The organism is Janthinobacterium kumbetense, assembly GCF_023703445.1.
Taxonomy (GTDB): domain Bacteria; phylum Pseudomonadota; class Gammaproteobacteria; order Burkholderiales; family Burkholderiaceae_D; genus Janthinobacterium; species Janthinobacterium kumbetense.
Genome location: NZ_JAMQGR010000018.1, coordinates 47,141 through 70,740, shown reverse-complemented (window position 1 = coordinate 70,740; position 23,600 = coordinate 47,141). Strand labels below are relative to the sequence as shown.

Here is a 23,600-nt window from a genome sequence, read left to right as displayed (position 1 = left end):
CGAACCCTTGGCGTTCGACTCGTCTTTTTGCCACAGGGCGACGAATTCCATGCCGAAGTTGGCCATCGGCTGGATCGCCATGTCATTGAAGATACGCGTGCGCTTGACGTCCGAACCGAAATTGGTGTCGCCCGAAGCGCCGAACTGCGCGCCCTTGCCCGTGCCGGGACCGACGCCGTACTGCACGCCGAAGGTATTGCCACCACCAAACACTTTACCTTGACGGTGGAAGGCCGACAGCTGCCAGCCATTATTGCGCTTGCCAGTGATGACGTCATCCTTGCCTTCGCCGATGATGTAGGTCGCGGCCAGGTCCAGCGTGCCGTTTTCATTGACGGGAATCTCGCCGTAGATGAAGTTCTGGCGCACGGCCGATTTGGTGTTGACGCCGCCGTTTGGCAACGCGACCTTGACGTCGTTGTCCTTGAAGAAGGCGTACGAGAATTTACCCGGGCCAGCGGGAATGCGGTCCAGGCCGGCGCCCGTGCCGTTCATATTGATGTATTGCAAGTCCAGCATGTGGATGTCAGGACGGTAGTAGAAGCGTTTACCGATCCAGGCCGTGCCGCCGTTCAGGAAATCGAGTCCCTGCGCTTCAACGTAGGCCTTGACGATGCCCAGCTTGTTGTCGCCGAAATCCGAGTTTGGCGCATAAGCGTTGACCCAGATGGTGGCCAGGTAGTTCACGCCGCCGGACTTGGCGACGGATTTGGTGTAGCCGAATTCCGTGTAGGCGTCGCACTCATTGCCCAGACGGTATTTCATGGTATTGCCACCCAGGCCGAAGCAGCCTTGCGAACCGCCGTCGCCCGACGTATTGCTGCCGGCGCCGGCGCGCAGGTAGCCGTGGAAGCCTTCGGAGTCGGATGGGTACATCGGGTCGGCCATGGCGGAAGCGCTGGCGATGGCGAGGAGCAGGGCAGGCAAGGTTTTCAATGCAGTGCGGTTCATGCGGTCTCCAGAAAAATGTAGGTGGTAGCGGTGGCGCCCCGGAAGGCTGTCACCGCACACGGTCTAATGCCGAAAACCAAGTCTAGCAGCGCTTTTTTAACCACCCTGATACAAAACGAACAAGTGACGATACTTTCTTTCAAAGTGTTGTTTTTATCCAATGTCGATACTCTTGCGCATAGCGGGCTTGCAAAGGAGTATCGAATTGCGGTTTTGGAGTATCAGAAAGTATCAAAGTCTGGTGCTACATTGTGGTCGTGGTGCTAAGTACCTGAGCATTGCCAACGACAAAAAACACTGGAGACACACAATGAAACGTTCCGCCATTGCCGCGCTGTGCGCCGGCTTCCTCAGTTCGTCCGCCTTCGCCGCAACCGACCTCGTCATCGCCACCGTCAACAATGGCCACATGATCGAAATGCAAAAGCTCAGCAAGTTCTTCGAGCAAGCCAATCCCGACATCAAGCTCAAATGGGTGACCCTGGAAGAGGGCGTCTTGCGCCAGCGCATGACCACCGATATCGCCACCAAGGGCGGCCAGTTCGACGTGATGACCATCGGCCTGTATGAAACGCCCATCTGGGGCAAGAAAAACTGGTTGATCCCCATCAAACCTGACGCCAAATACGATATCGACGACTTGCTGCCCGCCATACGCGAAGGCCTCTCCGGCGACGGCAAGCTGTACGCGTCGCCGTTCTATGGCGAAAGCTCGATGATCATGTACCGCAGCGACCTGGTCAAAAAAGCCGGCGTGACGATCGAGGACCGTCCTTCCTGGAACCAGTTGCGCGACGTGGCGGCCAAGCTGCACGATCCGGCCAACGGCGTGTACGGCATCTGCCTGCGCGGCAAGCCGGGCTGGGGCGACAACATGGCCCTGATCACCACCATGGCCAATTCCTATGGCGGCCAGTTGTTCGACATGAAATGGAAGCCGCAATTTACCAGCAAGCCGTGGAAAGACGCGGTCAACATGTATGTCGAGCTGATGAAGAAATATGGCCCGCCGGGCGCTGCTGCCAACAGCTTCAATGAAAACCTGGCGCTGTTCAACCAGGGCAAGTGCGGCATCTGGATCGATGCGACGATCGCCGCTTCCTTCATCACCGACCCCAAGCAAAGCAAGGTGGCCGATAAGGTGGCGTTCGCCCAGTCGCCCGTTGGCGTGACGGAGCGGGGCGCCAACTGGCTGTGGATCTGGTCGCTGGCCATCCCGTCGAGCTCGAAACACCCGAACGAGGCGCAGCGCTTCATCAACTGGGCCACCTCGCCTGACTACGTGAAACTGGTTGCCAAGGAAACGAGCTGGGCCAACGTGCCGACCGGCACGCGCAAGTCGACGTATGCGAGCCCCGAGTTCCAGAAAGCGGCGAAATTTGCCGCCGCCGAAGGCAAGGCCCTGGCCACCACGCGCGCCGTGCAAAGCACCTTGCCGCCATCGCCATATGTGGGCGTGCAATTTGCGTCGATCCCCGAATTCCAGGTGATCGGCGTGGCGGCCGGCCAGCAGATGGCGGCGGCGTTGCTGGGTAAGGTGACGGTGGACCAGGCGCTGGAATTGTCGCAGCAGACGGCCGAGCGGGAAATGCGCAAAGGCGGGTACTACAAGTAAGCCTGCTGCATAGTTTGCTTGCTCCAATAGCGTAAAGCCGGGGTCAGACCCGACGGGTCTGACCCCAGATTTTTGCCGGCGATTGTTCCTTCTTGCCCCAAGAGAAATCCTATGAAACGCATTATCCCCCGGACTTTGCTGACGCCGGCCGTGGTCGCCGTCTCCGTCATTTCCGTGATCCCGCTGCTGATCACCCTGTATTACGCGTTCGTGCGCTATTCCATGCTCGATCCAAGCGGCCATCCTTTCCATGGCCTGGCCAATTTCCACTTTTTCTTTACGGATGCCTCGTTCCTGCCGGCCCTGCAGAACACGTTTACCCTGCTGTTTTCCGTCATGCTGATCACGGTGGTGCTGGGCACGGCGCTGGGCTTGCTGATCAATGAAGCGTTTCCGGGGCGCGCCGTCGTGCGCGTGCTCTTGATTTCGCCGTTCCTCGTCATGCCGGCCGTGAATGCCCTGATGTGGAAGAACATGCTGCTCAACCCGATCTACGGCCTGTTCGCGCAGATCAGCCTGTTCTTTGGCGCCACGCCCGTCGACTGGCTGTCGGCCCACCCCCTGTTTTCCATCATCATGATGGTTTCGTGGCAATGGCTGCCGTTTGCCTGCCTGATCTTCATGACGGCGCTGCAATCGATGGACCGGGAACAGCTGGAAGCGGCGCGCATGGATGGCGCCACGTATCTGCAGCAGTTGCGTTACCTCTACATTCCCCACCTGGGACGCGCCGTCTCGGTGGTGCTGATGATCGAAATGATCTTCTTGCTGTCGATCTTTGCGGAAATTTTTACCACCACGGGCGGCGGTCCCGGCTTCGACACGACCACCATCACCTTCATGATTTACCAGCAGGCACTGCTGTCCTATGACGTGGGAGCGGCCTCGGCCGGCGCCCTGTTCGCCGTGCTCATCGCCAACATCGCCGCCTTCTTCCTGATGCGCGTCATCGGCAAGAATCTGTCGAAATAAGGAGACCTTGATGCATAGCAAACTTAACTTATATGGCCGTACGGCTGCCGCCTGGCTGTTCGCGCTGCTGCTGTTCTTCCCCATCTTCTGGCTGGGTCTGATGGCCTTCAAGACGGAAGGGCAAGCCATTTCCACGCCGCCGCTGCTGTTTTTCACGCCGACACTCGACAGCTTCCGCGAAGTGCTGGCGCGCGACAATTACTTCGGCTACGCGTGGAACTCGCTGTTTACCAGCGTGCTGTCGACGGCCATCGGCCTCCTGATTGCCATCCCGGCCGCGTACTCGATGGCTTTCTTTCCCACGGGCGGCACCATCGGCTTGCTGAAATTCATGCTCAGCTCGCGCTACATGCCTGGCGTGGGCGCCTTGATGCCGATCTATATCTGCTACCAGTACTTCGGCCTGCTCGACACGCGCATCGGCCTGACCATCATGTTCATGCTGATGAATTTGCCCATCATGATCTGGCTGCTGTACACGAGCATGAAGGAGTTGCCGCGCGAAATCCTGGAAGCGTCGCGCATGGATGGCGCCACCGTGTGGGACGAATTCCGCCACGTCGTGCTGCCCCTGTCCGTGGGCGGCATCGCTTCCACGGCCCTCGTGTGCATGGTGTGGTCGTGGAATGAATCGTTCTGGTCGCTGAACCTGGGCGCTTCCAACGCGGGCACCCTGGCCTGGCTCATCGCATCATATTCGAGCCCGGAAGGCTTGTTCTGGGCGAAATTGTCGGCCGCTTCCCTGATGGCCATCGCGCCCATCATGGCGCTGGGCTGGTTCTGCCAGAAGCAGTTGGTCCAGGGTATGACCTTTGGCGCAGTCAAATAAACTACAGAATAGAGACACACATCATGGCTTACCTTCAACTGAGCAATATCGAGAAATTCTTTGGCGAGCACCGCGCCATCAAGGGCATCGACCTGGAGATCCGGCAGGGCGAATTCGTCGTCTTCGTGGGGCCGTCGGGTTGCGGTAAATCAACCCTGCTGCGCCTGATCGCGGGCCTCGAACCGATCGACGGCGGCAAGCTGTCGCTGGACGGGCGCGACATCACGGCCTTGCCATCGTCCAAGCGCGACCTGGCGATGGTGTTCCAGTCGTATGCGTTGTACCCGCACATGACGGTGTTCCAGAACATGTCGTTCGCGCTGAAGCTGGCCGGCGTCGATCCGGCCATCATCCGCGAAAAAGTCGACAAGGCGGCCGCCATCCTCGACCTGGGGAAGTACCTGGAGCGCACGCCCAAAGAATTGTCGGGCGGGCAGCGCCAGCGCGTGGCCATCGGCCGCGCCATCGTGCGCGACCCGAAAGTGTTCTTGTTCGATGAACCGCTGTCGAACCTCGATGCGGCCCTGCGCGTGCAGACGCGCATCGAGATCGCCAAGCTGCACCGCGAGCTGGGCGCCACCACCATCTACGTCACGCACGACCAGGTCGAGGCGATGACCCTGGCCGACCGCGTGGTGGTGCTGCGCGACGGGCAGATCGAGCAGCATGGCTCGCCCCTGGAACTGTACGACCGTCCCGCCAACCGCTTTGTCGCGCAATTCATCGGCACGCCCAGCATGAACGTGGTGCCGGCCGACGCGGCGCCGCAGTTGCTGGCGCAGGCGGGCAGCGCGGCGCAGGCCGACGGTTTTGTCGGCATCCGCCCCGAGCACGTGCACCTGGGTGCGGCGCAGCCGGGCAGCGTGCCCGTCACCGTCGACCTGGTCGAATCGCTGGGCGTGGAAACACTTACCTATGTGCGCCTGCCGAACAATGTGCAGGTGGTGTCGCGCGGCGCGGAGCGCAGCAGCCTGCAGCCGGGCCAGCAGACGCACCTGACGTTCGAGCCGGGCTTCGTGCATTATTTCGACCGCGCCGGCAAGACCTACGCGGCGGCGAAAGGAGCGCTGTAATGGACGCCATCGCCTTGAACCAGGCAAACCTGGCAACGCTGCCAGGGACCGTGGCCGTGCCAGCGTATGCGCGCGGCGCGCTCGTGCCCAGCATCGTGCATATCGGCGTGGGCGGGTTTTTTCGCGCCCACCAGGCCGTGTACCTCGACGACTTGCTGGCGCTCCAAGGCCAGGAGCATGCGCAGTGGGGCTATTGCGGCGTGGGCTTGCTGGCGCATGACGCGGCCATGCGCGACGCCATGCAGGCGCAGGATGGCTTGTACACGGTGGTCGAGCGCAGCGCGGCCGGCGATAGCGCGCGCATCATCGGCAGCATCGCCGAATACCTGTATGCGCCCGACGAGCCGCAAGCCGTGCTGGATAAGCTGGCCGACCCTGGCACGCGCATCGTCGCGCTGACCATCACGGAAGGCGGCTACTACGTGAACCAGGGCACGGGCGAGTTTGACGCCGGTCATGCCGACATTGCGTACGAACTGGCGCACCCGGAGGCGCCGCGCTGCTCGTTCGGCTACCTGGCCGCGGCGCTGGCCCTGCGCCACCAGCGTGGCCTGGCGCCGTTTACCATCATGTCCTGCGATAACCTGCAAAACAATGGCGACGTGACGCGCAAGATGCTGCTGGCCTTTGTCGCCCTGCGCGACGTGGAGTTGGCGCGCTGGCTGGCCACGCACGGCAGCTTCCCCAACAGCATGGTCGACCGCATCACGCCGGCCACCACGGACGAACACCGGGCGCTCGTGCGCGAGACCTTCGGCATCGTCGACGCCTGGCCCGTCGTGTGCGAGCCGTTCCGCCAGTGGGTCATCGAAGACGAATTCCCGCAGGGCCGGCCGGCCTGGGAACAGGTGGGCGCGCAGATGACGCACGACGTGCTGCCGTATGAAAAGATGAAGCTGCGCTTGCTCAATGCCAGCCACCAGGCCCTGTGCTACATTGGCATGCAGCTCGGTTACACGTTTGCGCATGAAGCGATGACCGATCCTGGCATCCGCCTGCTCGTACGCCGCATGATGGATGAGGAAGTGACGCCCTTGCTGGATGTAGTGGAAGGCATCGATCTGGAGCGGTACAAGGCTACCCTGATCGAGCGCTTCTCGAATCCGGCCGTGCGCGACCAGCTGGCGCGCATCGGCACGGAAGGTTCGGCGCGCATCCCGAAATTCGTGCTGCCGTCCGTGCGCGAAGCGCTGGCCCGGGGCGGCGCCATCACGCTGCTGGCGTTTACCGTGGCGTGCTGGTTCCGCTACCTGGAAGGCCACGACGAGCAGGGACGCGAGATGCCGTTGAACGATCCGTACGCGGTGCGCCTGCGCGCGCTGGCGCTGCAGGGCGGCGCGGACGCCGCGGCGCTGCTGTCCTTGCGCGAGCTGTTCGGCGACCTGAGCGACACACCGGCCTTCACGCAGGCGGTGGGGCAGTCGCTGGCCGGCCTGTATGGGCTGGGCGCGCGCGCGGCGCTGGAACAGATTGTCGCCTGACGGGGGAGGGCGCGCCATGCAACGCAAGGCCGAATATCCGCAACCGCAGATGGAGCTGGAACAGCAGCGCGACGCCACGCCCGGCTTCGAGCCGAAAGGCAGTTTCGGCTTCATCCGCTACCTGGAGCACGGCTTTCCGAATTCGCTGGTGCGCTGGCATTACCACGACGAGTATGAGCTGCACCTGATCGTCGAGAGCAGCGGCAAGGTGTTTGTCGGCGACTACATCGGCCAGTTCGCGCCCGGCCACCTGGTGCTGACGGGGCCGCGCGTGCCGCACAACTGGGTGTCGCTCGGCACGCCCCCGGAAGGCGTGGCCTTGCGCGACATGGTGATCCAGTTTTCGCACGCGCCGCTGGCGTCGATGGCCGCCGCCATGCCCGAGTTGAAGGATATTTTCCCGCTGCTGCAGCGCGCCCTGCATGGCGTGGAATTCTTTGGCGTCAGCGAACAGTCGCTGCGGCGCTTCCGGCGCATCCGCGACAGCAGCGGCTTGCCGCGCCTGATCGAATTTTTGAGCCTGCTGGGCGAACTGGCGCAGACCAGCGACTACCAACTGCTGTCGACGGTGCCCATGCAGTCGAGCGACGACGACGTGGCCCTGGCGCGCATCAGTTCCGCCATCAACTTCATCGTGCACAATTACAGCAGCCAGTTTTCGCTGAAACAGCTGGCCGAGCAGGTGGACATGCCCGAGCGGACGTTTTCGCGCTTCTTCCGCCACGCCACGGGCAACAGCTTCACGGACTTCGTCAACCGCCTGCGCATCAACAAGGCGTGCCAGCTGCTGATGGAAACGGAGCGCTATGTCAGCAACATCTGCTACGAGGCGGGATTCAACAACGTGGCCAATTTCAACCGGCGCTTCCTGGAATTGAAGGGCATGACGCCGAAGGAGTTTCGCCAGCAGGCGCTGGGCCGTTTTGGCGAGTGAGGCTTTTTGAGGTACATTGGATGGCACAGGCGGGGACAGCCTGGGAGAGACGAGCATGGAACACCTGTGGCAGAAGGACAGCGAGCGCAAGGCGCCCGAACTGGAACGCGAAAGCTATGACGGCATCATCAATTACCTGGAACACGGCTATCCCAGCTCGCGCGTGCGCTGGCACTGCCACGAGGAATACGAGCTGCACCTGATCGTCGCCACCAGCGGGCGATTGTTCGTGGGCGACTATATCGGCGAGTTTTCGCCCGGCCACCTGGTGCTGACGGGCCCGCGCCTGCCGCACAACTGGATTTCCAACGTGATGCCGGAAGGCGGCGTGGCCCTGCGCGACATGATCGTGCAATTCGCCCACGCGCCGCTGGCGGGCGCCGCGCGCGTCATTCCCGAATTGCGCGAGTTGCTGCCGCTGCTGGAGCGCTCCAGCTATGGCGTGGAGTTTTTCGACATGGGCGCGGAAGCGGAGCGGCACCTGGCGCGCATCCGCGTCACGCATGGCGCCGAGCGTTTCGCCGAATTCGTGCAACTGATGAGCAAACTGGCGCGCACCGCCAATTACCGCTTGCTGTCGAGCGCCTCCCTGCGTTCGTACGACGACGATGCGACTCTGGCCAAGGTGAATGCCGTCCTCAACTACATCACGGACAATTACCGCGAGCCGATTTCGGCGGAAATGCTGGCCGAGCAGGTGGGCATGTCGCTGAGTAAATTCTCGCGCTTCTTCCGCAAGGCGACGGGCAACAGTTTTACGGATTTCATCAGCCGGCTGCGCATCAACAAGGCGTGCCAGCTGCTGATGGATACGGACCAGTATGTGTCGAACGTCTGCTACGACGTGGGTTTCCAGAACGTGGCCAACTTCAACCGCCGCTTCCTGCAGGTGAAGGGCGTCACGCCGAAGGAATTCCGGCGCCAGGCCGATGGCCGTTTTGGCGGCATCGGCGGGCCCGTGGCGGATATGCCACAGGCCTAGCCGCTGTCATTACCTTGTCACTTTGATTAGTTATGCTCCACGGCTACTCCACCCACCTTAGCCGAGGAATGCATGAATACTGCCGTAACGCCGATCCCGAAACTGACCCTGTTGGCCATCGCCGCCGGCCTGGCCCTGGCCGCGTGCGGCGGCAGCGACAATCCGCCGGCGGAGCCTTCCAAGCCCGTGGCGCAGACGGGCGTGTTCCTCGATGGCGCGGTGGAAGGACTCGATTACGTGGCGGGCAGCGCGGCCAAGGCCAGCACCAATGCCAAGGGCGAATTCGTTTGCAATCCGGGCGAGACGGTCGCCTTCAGCGTGGGTGGCCTGGCCCTGGGCTCGGCGCCGTGCGGCGCCGTCGTCACGCCGCTGGCGCTGGCCGCCAGCACGAATGTGGCGGACGACAAGGTCGTCAACCGCCTGCTGGCGCTGCAATTGCTCGATGACGACAGCGATCCGTCGAACGGCATCAGGCTGACGGCCGAAGTGAAGGCTGCGCTGGCCGGCAAGACCCTGGACTTCGCCGCTGCCCCGGCAGCTTTCAACACGGCCCTGGCCGCGCATCTGGCAACGGTGGGCGCGAAATTCGCCGGCCGCACGGTCGATGCGGAGCGCCGCGCCCTCGTGCGCGAGCATTTCGAAGACACCCTGGCCTCGAAAGCGGGCGCGCCCGTCAACGAAGCGCTGACGCAAGCCAATCCGTTGGGCGAAGTGAAAGTGACCGTGACGCGCTACCAGATCCAGGCGGCCGACAAATTCTACGTGCCGTACGAAGGCGCGAACGCGAAGATCAAGGGCGAATTCCCGAACGGCTTCCTGCCGTCGTACGGCTCGGGCCTGGCCTACAAGGGCAAGAATGCGGCCGGTGACCTGGAATTCTATGGCTTGACGGACCGCGGCCCGAACGGCGACGGCCCGCTGGTACCCGATCCCTCGGGCAAGGGCACCATCGGCAGCAAGATCTTCCCGTCGCCCAGTTTTACTCCGTCGTTTGGCGTGATCACGGTGGGCAAGAATGGCGCCGTGCTGGCATCGAGCACGCCGATCAAGGTGTCGGCCACCGTCAACAGCTCGGGCTTGCCCGTGCCCGTGGGCGCGGTCGGCAATTCGGCCGAGATTCCTGTCATGGATGCGATGAAGTTCGACGCGACGGGCAAGGCCGTGTTCAACGCGGGCGGCCTCGATTCGGAAGCCATCGTCGTCGATGCGAAGCGCAATGCGCTGTGGGTATCGGACGAATACGGCCCCTTCATCATCAAGATCGATGCGGCCACGGGCGTCATCCAGGCCAAGTACGAGCCGGGCAAGGGCTTGCCGGCGCTGTTCGCCAAGCGCCGCGCGAACCGCGGCATGGAAGGCATGACCCTCGACACGAGCAACGACAAGCTGTACGCCTTCCTGCAAAGCCCCTTGAGCGACGGCACGGCCATGTATTCGGTGACGAAGAAGGCGGAGCAGGTGGAACGCTTCGCCCGCTTCACGCGCTGGATCGAATTCGACCCGGTGACGGGCACCAGCGGCAAGATGTATGCGTATCCCTTGAATGCGGCCGACTACCAGGATGGCCGCACGGGCAACGCCAAGCTGGGCGACATGGTGGCGCTGGGCGGCGGCAAATTCCTCGTCATCGAGCAGGGTGCCGCGCCGTCGGGCAAGGTGTTCAATAAACTGATGCTGGTCGAATTGAAGGGCGCCACGGACATTGCGGCCGCTGCCTTCAACGCGACGACCTCGGACCTGGAAAAAAGCAGCATGGGCGGCGCGGCCGTGAATGGCGCCGACTGGGCCGCCGTCACGCCGCTGAAGAAAACCCTGCTGCTGGACTTGAACGCCATCGGCTGGGCGGCGGAAAAGGCGGAAGGCCTGACCCTGATCGACGACTCCACCATCGCGCTGGCCAACGACAATGACTTCGGCCTGAAGACGAAGATCTTTGACGCGAATGGCGTGGAAGTCGATGGCGCTGACGTCACCAAGTGCACGGTCGATGCCAACGGCACCATCGTCACGAGCAGCGCGGCCGGCTGCAACGCCGCCAACACCATCCGCGTGGCGCGCGGCGACGACCGCGAGCGTCCTAGCCGCTTGTGGATCGTGAAGTTCGCCAAGGCGCTCAATACGTATTGATGGCGTATTGATTTGGCTTAATTGATGGATGAAAAAAAGCCGCACAGTGCGAACTGTGCGGCTTTTTTACGCTGGAACAGGCTTATTTTTTAGTGTAGGTATTGAGCCAATCGAGCACCGTGTGATGCCACAGCAGCGAGTTCGCTGGTTTCAGTACCCAGTGGTTCTCGTCCGGGAAGACCAGCAGCTTGCTCGGGATACCCTGGCGCTGCAGCGCCGTGAAGGTGCCGAGGCCTTGCGCGGTAGGGATGCGGAAATCCAGGTCGCCCTGTACCACCAGCATCGGCGTCTTCCAGTTCTTCACGAAGTTGACGGGGTTGAACTGCTCGTGCTTGGCCGGCGCGTCGTAGTACGGGCCGCCGTTTTCCCACTCGGTGAACCACAGTTCTTCCGTCGCGTAAGCCATGCCGCGGTTGTCGAACACGCCGTCGTGGTTGACCAGGCACTTGAAGCCGTCTGGCCAGTTACCGGCGATCCAGTTCATCATGTAGCCGCCGTAGGACGCGCCCAGCGCGCAGCTGCGCTCGCGGTCCAGCCACGGGAACTTCTTGGTGGCCGCTTCCAGGCCCTTCTGCAAGTCGACCAGCGGCTTGCCACCCCAGTCGCCGCTGATGGAATCCGTGAATTTCTGGCCATAGCCGGTGGAACCGTGGAAGTCGATGAAGACGGTGGCATAGCCGGCGCCCGCATACACTTGCGGGTTCCAGCGGTAGCTCCAGCTATTGCCAAAGCTGCCTTGCGGGCCGCCATGCACCAGGAAGGCAACCGGATACTTTTCGCCGGCCTTGGCATTCCATGGCTTCATGACGTGGCCGTAGACGGTTTCGCCATTCGCGCCCGCGAACGAGAACTGTTCATATTCGCCGAAACGCACGTCGGCCAGGGCCGCCGCATTCTGCTTCGTCAGCTGCACCATCGGCGCGTTTTCCGACTTCGCGTCGAGCTTGCGCGTGTACAGCTGCGCGCCCGAGGCCAGATTCGCTTGCGCCAGCACGATGGTATTGCCGCGCACGTCGAAGTCGCCCACGGCGCCCTTGCCCGTCAGCGCAGCGACCTTGCCGCTGGCCGCGTCGATGTGGAACAAGCGGTGCTGGCCCACGTCATCGGCGGCGACGAGGAAAGCCTTGCTGTCCGGCGTCCAGCGGAAGTCGGCCACGGAACGGTCCCAGTCATCGGCCAGGGTGCGCTTCTTGCCGGTGGCGACATCCATCAGCACCAGATGAAAACGGTCCGCTTCGAAGCCCGGCTTGGTCATGGCGACATAGGCCAGGGTGCGGCCATCGGGCGACCAGGTGGCTTTCGCATCCCAGGCCGGATTGTCGGCCGTGAGGTTGCGCGGCGCCTGGCCGCCGATAGCAGGAATCGTGTAGACATCGAAGTTGGTCGACCACGATTCCGTGCGGCCGGCCACGCGCACGGAGAAGGCCACCGTCTTGCCGTCCGGGCTGAAGTGGTATTCGCCATTGTCGCCGAACGGTTTCGATGGCGCGTCGCCATCGAGGGTGCCGCTCAGGCTCACGGGCGCGGCGCTGACCTTGCCCGTGGCGTCGATCGGCGCCGAGTACAGCGCGTTGCGGCGGCCATCGGCCCAGGTATCCCAGTGGCGCACGAACATCTGGTCGTAGACCATGCCGCTGGCCTTGTTTTTGGCTTTGTCATCGAGGCGCTTCTTCGTGCAGGCGAGGTCCGCGCAATCGAGGAAGACGCCCATACTGAAGGCCAGGCGGTCGCCCTGCGGCGACAGGCGGTAGGTGTCGACGTCCAGCGCCAGGTCGGTGACCTTGGCCGCTTCGCCGCCGTTCAGGGGCAGTTGCCACACTTGCGAGGAGCCGGAGCGGCCGGACAGGAAGTAGATGGCGTCGCCGTTCGGCGACCATTGCGGATCGCTGGCGCTGGCATCGCCGCGCGTGAGCTGGCGTGGCGCCGCGTTCGGCGCGCGCAGGTCGATCATCCACAGCTGCGTGTTGCCGCGGTTCTTGTCCAGGTTGGTGGTGCGCACCGTGTAGACGACGCGCGTGGCGTCCGGCGACAGCACGGGGCTACCCACGCGCTCCATGGCAACCATGTCTTCCACGGTGAAACCGCGCGGCGCAGCCAGAGCCGGCACGGCGGCGGTGGTGGCCATGGCGGCACTGAATGCTCCCAAGAGCAGCAGACGTAAACTCATTCAAACTCCCGATTTTTATGACGACGTTATCGATATGGTATTGACGTGGCCGGCTGTACCGCCGGCAGCCCGACATCATAGCAATAAAGACGCGCCTGCTGCGGGAGTTGACCGCCGGTTAGCCGGCCGGCAGTGCCAGTTGGTCGAGCGCCACGTGGCCCAGGAAGCCGCCCTGGCTGACGGCCGGCAAGCCGTCCTCGATGGCGTGGGCAAAGCGGATGCCGGGGTCCTGTTCCAGCGCCGCCAGCACGCGCGCCGTGTCCGGATAGTCTGCCAGGCGCGCCAGCTGCAGCGGTTCGGCCCAGCGCGCCGTGGCGGCCAGGTAGGCGTCGGCGATGGTGGGGGCGGTATCGGAAGCGAGCCAGGTGCGGCCGGCGAGCAGGCGCTCCAGGTGCGCCAGGCTTTTGTTGACCTTCTCGACCGCCATCTCGCGCCAGACGGCCGCGCGCGCGTCGGTTTCCGGCGCGCGCGCGGCCTGGAAAGCGGGCATGAAGGCTGCGTGGAAGGTCGTGTGCAAAAACGACAGCACGCTGTTCAGGCGGTCGTATTGCGGCGTGCCCTGCGCAAAGCCCAGGCCGCTATTGGGTGCGCGCGCGGCGATGTGCAGCAGGATCGCCATGCTTTCCAGCAGCGGCGCGCCCGCGTGCGTGAGCAGGGCGGGCGTCTGGCCCAGGGGATTGATGGCGAGAAAGGCGGGATGCTGCTTGCTGGCCGGATCGCGCGCTTCCACGCGGGCCAGGCGATACGGCAAGCCGCTCCATTCGAGGGCGGCGATGGCGGCGAACGAGCAGCCGAACGGCACGCTGTAGATCAGGGTGGTTTCCATGCTGGAGCTCCGGTGAGATAAAAGAAGGGCAGTCTAATCGCGATGGTTACTATTTGGAAGAAGGCAGAATAATGTGGTATAGGTACATTTTTTATACCAAGTGGGAATCCAACCATGAAAGACAATGTCTCCGGCTGCGCCGTGGAAGAAGCCATGCGATTGCTGGGCGGGCGCTGGCGCATCGTGCTGCTCAGCTATCTGATGGCGGGGCCGAAGCGCTTCAGCGAAATCCGCCGCGCCGTGCCGAATATCTCGCAGCGCATGCTGACCCTGGACTTGCGCGCGCTGGAAGAGGCGGGCTTGCTGACGCGCACGATTTACGCGGAAGTGCCCGTCAAGGTGGAATACCGGCTGACGGACGAGGGCTTGCGCTTGCGGGAGCTGGTCGAGATGCTGCGCGCCATCGGCTTGCGCCTGCGCGGACAGGCGGACGGGGGCGGCGCCTTTCTCGCGCCCGATGGCGACGATCACTCTCAATAGAAACAACTGTCTTTATGTAAAGTGCTAGACTGCCGGCCTTTGCTCACTACTCTCGACACCCATGCGCCTGACTTCCCTCGCCCTGACCGCCGCCGCCCTGTTTGCCGCCTTGCCGGCCCAGGCGGCCACCATCCCGACGCTCGAACAAATCCACGCCGCCGTGCAGGTGGGCGTGGCCAAGACCCGGGCCAAAATGCAATCGACTGTGACGGTACCGATCGCCGTCAAGGTCACCAGCTTGACCGGCTGCCAGGATTCGCAGGAAGTGCCGGGCGAAGTGGTGTGCCTGGTCGCCATGAGCGCGGGCATGCGCGATGCTTTCATGGTACTGCCGCTGCGTAACGAGAACGGTACCTGGGTGGGCGTCGAACGCAAGGATGCCAAATTCGCGGGACCGTCGCCGGCCGAGGCGCAAGCGATGATACGCGCCTGGGCCAAGGAAGAAGTGGCGCGCAATCCGGAAGCGGCCAAGGATGTGCAGATGCAGGAAGCGCAGAGCACCATGCAGGTCAAGGCCATCAACGAGTGCGAGGTCAAGCGCAAGACGGGCTATCTGGTCTGCGATACGGAATTGAGCGTGCCGAGCCGTCCGGAAGCCATCAAGACGGAACTGACCTTCATGCTGGAAAACGCCAACTGGCGCTACGTGCCGCGCTAAGCCGCCGCGTTGTTTGCCGCCGGGACAGTCACGCTGTTCCGGCGCCGTTCCCGCCATTCCCCTGCGGCCACGCTGCCGCCTGCAATATTTGCAGATTCGCAAGGCAATTTCGCCAGTGAAAATTGCCGATTTAAATTAATAATTAGATATTAAAATTAATGTATCGGTGCAGACTGCCGCCGGCTTCCTGCCGCCTTGCATTTGCCCGCTTCCCCGTGCCTGCACGGGCTACCTTTGAGGATGTGACCATGCGACTCAATCTTCCCGTCAGCGATACCGAAATCAACCTGAGCGATACCGAGACCATCGTCTCGACTACCGACTTGCAAGGCAATATCACCTATGCCAACCCGTATTTCATCGCCGTCAGCGGTTACAGCGCGGAAGAATTGATCGGCGCGCCGCAGAACATCCTGCGCCATCCGGACATGCCGGTCGAAGCGTTCGCCGATTTCTGGGCCACCATCCGTTCGGGGCGTTCGTGGAGCGGCATGGTGAAAAACCGCTGCAAGAATGGCGATTACTACTGGGTGCTGGCGAACGTGACGCCGGTGGTGGAAGACGGCGTGGCCGTCGGCTACATGTCCGTGCGCACCAAGCCCACGCGTCAGCAGGTGGCGCAGGCCTCGGCCCTGTACGCGCGCATCAAGGCGGGGCAGGCCGACGGCATCGTCATCAGCCAGGGCGCGGCCGTGCGGACGGATTGGCTGGCCAGGTTCGCGCGCCTGCGTGACTTGCCGCTGGGCAAGCGCATCGGCTGGAATCTGGGCTTGCTGAGCCTGGTATTGCTGCTGCAACTGGCGTGGAATGCGGGCCTGCTGCCGGCCGGCGCGGCCGGCTGGCTGACGGGCCTGTCCGTGGTAGCCTTGGGCGCGACCCTGTATTTCTGGCACAGCCTGCACCGCGCCGTGCTGCAACCGTTGCAGCAGGCGCGCCAGGCTTGCGACGTGATGGCGGGCGGCGACCTGACGGGCGAGCTCGACACCACGAGGCGCGACGAGATGGGGCAACTGCTGCGCTCCCTGCGCCAGCTGCGCGTAAACTTGCATTCCATCGTCGGCGACGTGCGCGGCAATTTCTTGCGTATCAGCATGGCCAGCCAGGAAATCGCCGCCGGCAATATGGACTTGTCGGGCCGCACGGAAGCGCAGGCGTCGGCCCTGCAGCAGACGGCGTCGAGCATGGAGCAGCTGGCGGCCACGGTGCAGCAAAACAGCGGCAACGCCGTGCAGGCCAGCGACATGGCGGGCAAGGTCCACGGCCTGGCCGGGCGCGGCGGCGAGATCGTCGGCCAGATGGTGAGCATGATGGCCGATATTGACGCTTCATCGAAGAAGATCGGCGACATTACGGGCATTATCGAAGGCATCGCCTTCCAGACGAATATCCTGGCCCTGAACGCGGCCGTGGAAGCGGCGCGCGCCGGCGACCAGGGGCGGGGCTTTGCCGTCGTGGCGGGCGAAGTGCGCAGCCTGGCTCATCGCAGCGCGGCGGCGGCCACGGAAATCAAGCAATTGATCACGGCGTCGTTGGCGCAGGTGCAGGCGGGCGCGAAGCTGGCGCAGCAGGCGGGCGCCAGCAGCGCCGAAATGCTGGGCGCCGTTCAGGGCGTGCACGGCATCATGGAAGAGATCGCCTCCGCTTCGCGCGAGCAAAGCCACGGCATCGGCCAGGTCAACATGGCCGTCACGCAGATGGATGAAGTGACGCAGCAGAACGCGGCGCTGGTGGAGGAATCGGCGGCCGCCTCGGCGTCGCTGCAAGACCAGACCTTGCAGCTGGAGCAGGCGATGGCCTTGTTCAAGCTGGAACGGCGGCGCGGCGGCCAGGCAGGCTCCGCCACGCCCCCGCGCACGGGGGAGCGCCGGCGTGCTACAGCAGGTGCTCTGACAACGCCTTGAAGGGAACCTTGGGCACGAGAAAGGCAAACGGCTGGGAGACGGGCGGCAATTGCGCCAGCAAGCCGCAGTCGGCGCGCAAGGCCGTCAGCGCTTGTACTTGATCCAGATCAACGGGCAAGTCGATTTCGCCGAAGACCAGCTTGCCGTTGCGCGGCACGTGCGCGATGGCCGCATCCTGGCAGGCGAGGAAGGCGACGGCGTCGCGCCAGTTGCCGAACAGCGCTTGCCAGCCGGCATCGAGGGCATGGTCGGTCACGATGTCCGCCTGCACGTCCAGCGATGGCGCGCTGCCGGCGCCGCTTGTAACGCTGCAGCGCGCTTGCGTGGCCGTGACTTCCAGCGTCATGCCGGCGGCCAGGTGGGTCGGCAGGATGTCGCTGAACAGCCGCGTGCCCAGCGCATGCGGCAAGCTGTCCATGATGTTTTTCAGAAAGTACACGCAGGGCACTGCCGGCGCGCCCGCGGGCGTGTGGTCCAGATATACACGCCAGTTGCTTTGCAATGGAGACGGTAGCATCCGGCGCAAGGGGCCGAGCAGGGCCGGACCGAAGTGCCCGTGACGGTAGGTCAGCACGGTAAATGGCGTCTTGCCGTCGCGCTGCCACAGGGTCGCGCCGGGGGGCAGCAGTTGCTGCGCGGCAGCGGCGTCGACCAGCCAGCTCACGTAGACGACGTCGCGCACGTCGCTGTGCAGGGTCAGGAAGGGCAGGCGGGATATGATCGCCTGGCGTGCGTTGGCAAAGCGCGTGGAATTGGCGAGCGCGGCAAACAGGCGCCCCGGCCAGCCCGCGCGCGGGTGGCGGTAAGTGTTGTCTTGCAATTGGGAACTTTCGGGGTAGATACCGGGGGAATACGCTGATGCAAAAGCACCCGTCCACATCATCGCGAGCGGCAGCGATGTGTGGCCGAGACGCGCAGCTGTGCTGGAGCACAGCGAGCATCGCAGGCCGCACAGGGCGCCGCGCAGCCGATGTGGGCGGGCGTCACTGTTATTGCATGTGCCAGCCGTGGCTGACAACGATCGACTGGCCGCTCAGGGCGTTCGACGGGAAGGCGGCCAGGAAGACGGCCGTTTGCGCCACGTCTTGCGTGGTGGTGAATTCGCCGTCGATGGTGTCTTTCAGCATGACTTTCTTGATCACGTCTTCTTCGCTGATGTTCAGCTGGGCCGCCTGTTCGGGGATTTGCTTGTCGACCAGCGGTGTGCGCACGAAGCCGGGGCAGATGACGTTGGCGCGGATGCCATCCTTGGCGCCTTCCTTGGCCACCACCTTGGCCAGGCCCAGCAAGCCGTGCTTGGCGGCAACGTAGGCGCTCTTGAACGGCGAGCCTTCGTGCGAGTGCACGGAACCCATGTAGATGATGGCGCCGCCGCGGCCCGCCTTGATCATTTCGCGCATGCAGGCGCGCGTGGTGAGGAAGGCGCCGTCCATGTGAATGGCCAGCATCTTTTTCCATTGCTCGAACGGGTAGTCGACGACGGGGCTGATGATCTGGATGCCCGCATTGCTGATCAGGATATCGATGCCGCCGAAGTGGGCGGCGGCATCGGCCACGCCCTTGTCCACTTGTTCTTCGCTGGAGACATCCATGGCGACGGCAAACGCCTGGCCGCCCGACTGCTTGATTTCCTCGGCCGTCTTGCTGGCCGCTTCCAGGGCCAGGTCGGCGATGACGACCTTGGCGCCTTGTTTCGCGTATTCAATAGCCATTTCCTTGCCGATACCACTGGCGGCGCCGGTAATCAGTGCGACTTTGTCTTTGAGTTGCATATTAATCCTTTGCATTGCGGGTTGGAGTGATCGTGGAAAACCTGACTATGCCAGTATAGCCAGAAAACGCGCCGCGCATGCCCCGCGCACGCCTATGGGGCTTGCTGCTGGTCAAGCTGCCTCTCTTGTATTTCCTGCAAGCGCCAGGCGCCGGGATTGGTGCCCGCCCAGGTACGGAACGCGTGGTTGAACGCGCTTTGCTCCTGGTAGCCGAGCAGGAAGGCGATGTCGACCAGCGACAAATCCGGCGCGCGCAGATAATCGCGCGCCAGGCCGTATCGGGCCTGGTCCAGCAGGGCCTGGAAGCTGGTGCCCGCGTCGGCCAGCTTGCGCTGCAGGGTGCGCGGCGTGACGGCCAGTGCGGCGGCAACGGTGGCCAGCCGCGCCGAACCGTGGCGCAAGCCCGCGACGATGGCCGCGTGGACTTGCGCGTCGATGGCGCCGCCGGTGTCGGTTTCAGCCTGGCGCTGCGCCAGCAGTTGTTCCGCATGCTGGCACAGCACGGGGTACAGGCTGACGTCGGCGTTCGGCACGGGCCAGTCCAGCAATTGCGCATCGAAGGTGGCCGTGTTGGCAGGGGCATTGAAGGCGGGCAGGCTGCCCAGCACGCGCACATATTCGTCGCGGTGCGCCGCGTGGCGCAGCAGCTCGCCGCCGCCATCGTGCGTGAATGCCAGGCGGGCCGGCGGCAGCGGCATGCCCGCCAGCCAGTCGCCGCACACGCGGATGCCGGCAAAGACGCTGTCGACCAGGTGCCGGCTGGCGCCCGGGTAATTGCTTGCCCAGCGGTAATGCGCGACGGCGCCGTCGCGCTGCAGGGTCGAGCGGCCCAGGTCGTGCGCCAGCCGTTCATAGCGGGCCGTCTGATCCAGCGCCTGGCCCACGTTGCTGCAACTGAGCAATATCAAACCGTAGGCGCTGTAGGTGCCCATGCGCACGCGCTGGCCCACGTGCAGGCCGAAATGCGCATCGCCCGCCAGTTGCGCGCCCGCATCGAGCAGGCGCACGTAGTCGCGCGCTGCCAGGCTGGCTGCGGACGCTTCCAGGCTGTGCGGCGCCACGCCGGCCGCCTGCGCCAGGGCGGCAACGGGGATGCCGTGCGCGCCGGCCGCTTCCAGCAGCGGCTGCAGATAGGCGCCGGCGACCCGGCCGTCAGTGCTTGTCATGATGGAACAATGCGATTGTCATGAAAAACCAATACCCTTGGCCTGTGGCGGCATATGCTGTTGAACAGGCAAGAACAGTATAGCAAGCCGCCGTGGCGCGCAACTGGCCGAACACAGGGGATGTCGATGCAACGCTGGAATGGCTGGGGAGACGAGAGCATCACGTATGCGCTGAGCGAGGACGCGCTGGCCTTCCTGGGCGAGCGCCTGGGGCCGGGCAGCGCCATTGCCGATGCCACCTTCGACGACGCCTGCGCGCAGGTGCCCGCTTCGCGCCTGGCGCCGCATCCGCTGATCGACACCCTGCCTGCCACGCGCGTGCGCCATGCGCTCGGTCAAAGCCTGCCCGACTGGTTTAAATTACGCCATGGCCGCATCGGCGCCGTGCCCGATGGCGTGGCCTTTCCCGACAGCGCGCTGCAGGTGCGCCAGCTGCTCGCGTATGCGCGCCAGGCGTGCGTGGCCGTGATTCCCCACGGCGGCGGCACCAGCGTGGCCGGGCATTTGACGGTGGCGGCGGGGCCGCGCCCCGTGCTGGCGCTCAGCCTCGTGCGCCTGTGCGCGTTGGGCCACCTGGACCGCGAAGCGCAGCTGGCCACGTTCGGCGCGGGCGTGTATGGCCCCGACCTGGAAGCGCAGTTGCGCGCGCACGGCTACACCCTGGGCCACTATCCGCAGTCGTTCGAGTATTCGACCCTGGGCGGCTGGATCGCCACGCGCTCGTCGGGACAGCAATCCTTGCGCTATGGCCGCATCGAGCAATTGTTCGCGGGCGGCGAAGTGGAAACGCCGGCCGGTACCTTGAGCATTCCCACGTTTCCCGCTTCCGCGGCTGGCATCGACCTACGCGAAATGGTGCTTGGCTCCGAAGGGCGGCTGGGCATCCTGACGCAGGCCACGGTGCGCGTCTCGCCGCTGCCCCCGTATGAAGCATTCCACGCCGTGTTTTTCGCCGACTGGGGCCAGGCGCAGGCTGCCGTGCGGACGCTGGCCCAGTCGCGCCTGCCCCTGTGCATGCTGCGCCTGTCGAATGCGCTCGAAACGCAGACCATGCTGACCCTGGCCGGGCACAAGAAGCTGGTGGGCTTGCTGGAGCGCTATTTGTCGCTGCGCGGCTGCGGCGAAGGCAAGTGCATGCTGATGCTGGGCGTCAGTGGCGAAGCCGGGCCGGCGCGCGCGGCCCTGCGCGGCGCCCTGGCGCTGGCGCGGCGGCACAAGGGCGTGCACGTGGGGCGGCACATGGGAGATAAATGGAAGCAGGGGCGCTTTCGCAACGTCTACCTGCGCAACGGCGCCTGGGAACACGGCTACGTGATCGACACGGTGGAAACGGCCGTCGACTGGCCGCGCGTGGCGCCCATGATGGCGGCGCTGGAGCAGGCGGGCACCAAAGCGCTGGCGCAGCATGGCGAGCAGGTGCACGCGTACACGCATTTGTCGCACGTGTACGCACAGGGCGCCAGCGTCTACACGACGTATGTGTACCGGCTGGCCGCCACGTTCGAGGAAAACATGGCGCGCTGGCGTGCCTTGAAAGACGCGGCCAGCGCCGCCATCGTCGCCAATGGCGGCACCATCAGCCACCAGCATGGCGTGGGCACGGATCACGCGCCATGGCTGGCGGCGGAAAAGGGAGAGCTGGGCATCGCCGCCATGCGCGCGCTGCTGCGCCAGTTCGACCCGCAGGGCATGATGAATCCCGGCAAACTGCTGCCTGAAGCGGGAGGCGGCTTGTGAACGGGGCCAGGCGCCGCGACGGGCTGCCCGCGCTGCTGGCGCGCGAGTGGGATATCTTGATCGTCGGTGGTGGCATCACGGGCGCCGGCATCCTGCTGGAAGCGGCGCGGCGCGGCTTGACGGCGCTGCTGGTCGAGCAGCGCGATTTCGCCTGGGGCACGTCGAGCCGCTCCTCGAAGCTGGTGCACGGCGGCTTGCGCTACCTGAAGCAGGGACAGTTCGCGCTGACGCGCGAGTCGGTGCATGAGCGGCAAGCCTTGCTGACGGATGCGGCGGGGCTGGTCGAGCCGCAGGGCTTTGCCTTTGGCGATTACACGGGCCGGAAGCCGGGCCGGCGCCAGTTCATGCTGGGCCTGGCCATCTATGACGTGATGGCGGGCCGGCGCGCGCGCCGCTATGTCGATGCGGCGGATTTCGCCATGCTGGCGCCGCATGTCAACCGCGATGGGCTGCGGGGCGGCATGTTGTACCAGGACGCCAAGACGGACGATGCGCGCCTGGTGCTGCGCGTGCTGCAGGAGGCGCGCCGCCATGGCGGCGTGGCCGTCAATTACCTGGGCGTGGCATCGCTGCTGCGTGACGATGGCAAGGTCGCCGGCGCCACCTTGAACGATGCGGTCGATGGCAGGGCACTCACAGTGCGCGCGCGCCTGGTGATCAGCGCCACGGGCGCCTGGGCCGACGGCTTGCGCGGCCAGGTGGGAGAACAGCCGAAACTGCGGCCCCTGCGCGGCAGCCATCTGCTGCTGCCGGCCTGGCGTTTGCCGCTGGCGCAAGCCGTCAGCCTGATGCACCCGCGCGATGGCCGCCCCGTGTTTGCGTATCCCTGGGAGGGCGTGACCCTGGTGGGCACCACCGATGTCGACCACGGCGCCAGCCTGGACCTGGAGCCGGCCATCACGCGCGGCGAACTCGATTACCTGCTGGCGGCGCTGCGCTGGCAGTTTCCGCAGCTGGCGCTGGGCGAAGACGATGTGCTGGCCACGTTTGCCGGCGTGCGCCCCGTGATCGACAGCGGCCAGCTTGACCCGTCGAAGGAAGCGCGCGAACATGCGCTATGGCTGGAAAACGGCTTGCTGACGGTGGCGGGCGGAAAATTGACGACGTTTCGCGTGATCGCCCTCGACGCCTTGCGCCGCGCCGCGCCGCTGCTGCCGGGCTGGCAGGCGGATTTGCGCCCCTTGCCGATCTTTGACCCGTCGTCGCCCTTGTCGGGCAAGGCCTTGGCGCTCGATGGCGAGCAGCGCGCACGCCTGCTGGGCCGTCATGGCGCGGCCGCGCAAGCGCTGTGCGATGCGGCGCAGGAGGGCGAACTGGCACCGGTTCCCGGCACGCAGACTTTATGGGCGCAGCTGCGCTGGGGTGCGCGCAACGAGGACGTGCAGCACCTGGACGACTTGCTGCTGCGGCGCACGCGCCTCGGTTTGCAGCTGGCCGGCGGCGCGCTTGCTATCATGCCGCGCCTGCGCGCCATCTGCCAGCAGGAACTGGGCTGGGACGATGTGCGCTGGGAGGAAGAGCAGCAGCGCTACCTGGCCCTGTGGCGCCGCCATTACAGCGTGCCGCAAGGCGCATGAAGCAACGATAAAAACTATAAAAGAGGAGAACATCATCGAGACCACCCTGTTTGGCCAGCCCCTGGCGCTGGGCGACGCCCGCATCACCTACGACAGCCTGTCGCCGCTGGACTTGCGCCAGCCCGTGGATGCCCTCGCCGACGATCTGGGCGAAGACCTGCTGCAAATCACGTGCGCGAATGGCGACATCGTCGACGTGGGCTGGTATCCGGCCTGGAATGCGCAGGGACGCTTGCGCGTGGTGGCCGTGCGGGGACAGGACTGGGACGCGCCCGTGTTCAGCGCGCAGCCGGACAAGGATCCGCAGGCGCTGCTGCAGGCGCTGCGCGCCGCGCTGGCCAGCGTGGGCTGA

At 64.6% G+C, this 23,600-nt stretch carries 20 protein-coding genes; 14 read left to right on the top strand and 6 right to left on the bottom strand.

From position 1 onward, the window contains the following. The coding region (locus NCG91_RS26910; RefSeq protein ID WP_251351903.1) for a carbohydrate porin at nt 1-951 on the bottom strand (951 nt) is incomplete at its 3' end. 310 nt (nt 952-1,261) lie between these two features. On the opposite strand from NCG91_RS26910, the gene NCG91_RS26905 reads away from it, so the two are divergent. The 8 genes from NCG91_RS26905 to NCG91_RS26870 all read left to right on the top strand — a co-directional run bounded on the left by NCG91_RS26905 (nt 1,262) and on the right by NCG91_RS26870 (nt 10,964). Then, nucleotides 1,262-2,566 carry an ABC transporter substrate-binding protein gene (locus NCG91_RS26905; protein ID WP_251351902.1) on the top strand — a complete coding sequence of 435 codons (1,305 nt, stop codon included), beginning with the start codon at nt 1,262-1,264 and terminating at the stop codon, nt 2,564-2,566. A gap of 111 nt (nt 2,567-2,677) precedes the next feature. Beyond that, nucleotides 2,678-3,538: a carbohydrate ABC transporter permease gene (locus NCG91_RS26900; protein ID WP_099664783.1), complete on the top strand. Its 861-nt coding sequence runs from the start codon at nt 2,678-2,680 to the stop codon at nt 3,536-3,538. Nucleotides 3,539-3,548: 10 nt separating this feature from the next. Further along, entirely contained in the window at nt 3,549-4,367 is an 819-nt protein-coding gene (locus tag NCG91_RS26895) for a carbohydrate ABC transporter permease (protein WP_034777945.1), read from the top strand. Nucleotides 4,368-4,390: 23 nt separating this feature from the next. Further along, nucleotides 4,391-5,440, top strand: a complete 1,050-nt coding sequence (locus tag NCG91_RS26890; RefSeq protein ID WP_099664782.1) for an ABC transporter ATP-binding protein — start codon at nt 4,391-4,393, stop codon at nt 5,438-5,440. Then, nucleotides 5,440-6,921 carry a mannitol dehydrogenase family protein gene (locus NCG91_RS26885; RefSeq protein WP_251351901.1) on the top strand — a complete coding sequence of 494 codons (1,482 nt, stop codon included), beginning with the start codon at nt 5,440-5,442 and terminating at the stop codon, nt 6,919-6,921. The genes NCG91_RS26890 and NCG91_RS26885 overlap by 1 nt, the downstream gene beginning before the upstream one ends. Nucleotides 6,922-6,937: 16 nt before the next feature. Further along, a complete protein-coding gene (locus NCG91_RS26880; protein WP_251351900.1) occupies nt 6,938-7,855 on the top strand; it encodes a helix-turn-helix domain-containing protein in 918 nt (305 codons plus the stop codon). 55 nt (nt 7,856-7,910) lie between these two features. Next, on the top strand, nt 7,911-8,837 hold the full coding sequence (locus NCG91_RS26875; protein ID WP_251351899.1) for a helix-turn-helix domain-containing protein: 927 nt from the start codon (nt 7,911-7,913) through the stop codon (nt 8,835-8,837). A gap of 72 nt (nt 8,838-8,909) precedes the next feature. Beyond that, on the top strand, nt 8,910-10,964 hold the full coding sequence (locus tag NCG91_RS26870; RefSeq protein WP_251351898.1) for an esterase-like activity of phytase family protein: 2,055 nt from the start codon (nt 8,910-8,912) through the stop codon (nt 10,962-10,964). 82 nt (nt 10,965-11,046) lie between these two features. Here the strand turns inward: NCG91_RS26870 and NCG91_RS26865 are convergent, their stop codons facing one another. After that, a complete protein-coding gene (locus tag NCG91_RS26865) occupies nt 11,047-13,131 on the bottom strand; it encodes a S9 family peptidase (RefSeq protein WP_435526524.1) in 2,085 nt (694 codons plus the stop codon). 118 nt (nt 13,132-13,249) lie between these two features. Beyond that, nucleotides 13,250-13,957 (bottom strand): glutathione S-transferase family protein, encoded by a 708-nt coding sequence (locus tag NCG91_RS26860; RefSeq protein ID WP_251351897.1) that lies wholly within the window; start codon nt 13,955-13,957, stop codon nt 13,250-13,252. A gap of 114 nt (nt 13,958-14,071) precedes the next feature. Here NCG91_RS26860 and NCG91_RS26855 point away from each other — a divergent pair, with 114 nt between their 5' ends. The 3 genes from NCG91_RS26855 (at nt 14,072) to NCG91_RS26845 (ending at nt 16,996) form a co-directional block, all read left to right on the top strand. Further along, the gene (locus NCG91_RS26855) at nt 14,072-14,437 is read left to right on the top strand and encodes a winged helix-turn-helix transcriptional regulator (protein WP_099380591.1); all 366 of its coding nucleotides are present in this window, start codon (nt 14,072-14,074) and stop codon (nt 14,435-14,437) included. A 61-nt stretch (nt 14,438-14,498) separates the two neighbouring features. Next, entirely contained in the window at nt 14,499-15,095 is a 597-nt protein-coding gene (locus NCG91_RS26850) for a hypothetical protein (protein WP_251351896.1), read from the top strand. Between the two features lie 248 nt (nt 15,096-15,343). Continuing rightward, a complete protein-coding gene (locus NCG91_RS26845; protein ID WP_251351895.1) occupies nt 15,344-16,996 on the top strand; it encodes a methyl-accepting chemotaxis protein in 1,653 nt (550 codons plus the stop codon). Here the strand turns inward: NCG91_RS26845 and NCG91_RS26840 are convergent. From NCG91_RS26840 to NCG91_RS26830, 3 genes are all read right to left on the bottom strand, one after another. After that, complete coding sequence (locus tag NCG91_RS26840) at nt 16,968-17,816, bottom strand: DUF2071 domain-containing protein (protein WP_251351894.1); 849 nt, start codon at nt 17,814-17,816, stop codon at nt 16,968-16,970. The two genes, NCG91_RS26845 and NCG91_RS26840, sit on opposite strands and share 29 nt — an antisense overlap. A 169-nt stretch (nt 17,817-17,985) precedes the next feature. Then, a complete protein-coding gene (locus NCG91_RS26835; protein WP_070257772.1) occupies nt 17,986-18,768 on the bottom strand; it encodes a 3-hydroxybutyrate dehydrogenase in 783 nt (260 codons plus the stop codon). Between the two features lie 92 nt (nt 18,769-18,860). Further along, nucleotides 18,861-19,934, bottom strand: coding sequence for an AraC family transcriptional regulator (locus tag NCG91_RS26830; protein ID WP_251351893.1), 1,074 nt, complete (start codon nt 19,932-19,934; stop codon nt 18,861-18,863). 126 nt (nt 19,935-20,060) lie between these two features. On the opposite strand from NCG91_RS26830, the gene NCG91_RS26825 reads away from it, so the two are divergent. Genes NCG91_RS26825 through NCG91_RS26815 form a run of 3 tightly spaced genes read left to right on the top strand, consistent with a single transcriptional unit; the run spans nt 20,061 to nt 23,600 of the window. After that, nucleotides 20,061-21,671 carry an FAD-binding oxidoreductase gene (locus tag NCG91_RS26825; RefSeq protein WP_251351892.1) on the top strand — a complete coding sequence of 537 codons (1,611 nt, stop codon included), beginning with the start codon at nt 20,061-20,063 and terminating at the stop codon, nt 21,669-21,671. Next, complete coding sequence (locus NCG91_RS26820; RefSeq protein WP_251351891.1) at nt 21,668-23,248, top strand: glycerol-3-phosphate dehydrogenase/oxidase; 1,581 nt, start codon at nt 21,668-21,670, stop codon at nt 23,246-23,248. Before NCG91_RS26825 ends, NCG91_RS26820 begins: the two co-directional genes overlap by 4 nt. Beyond that, nucleotides 23,172-23,600 (top strand): hypothetical protein, encoded by a 429-nt coding sequence (locus NCG91_RS26815; RefSeq protein WP_251351890.1) that lies wholly within the window; start codon nt 23,172-23,174, stop codon nt 23,598-23,600. The genes NCG91_RS26820 and NCG91_RS26815 overlap by 77 nt, the downstream gene beginning before the upstream one ends.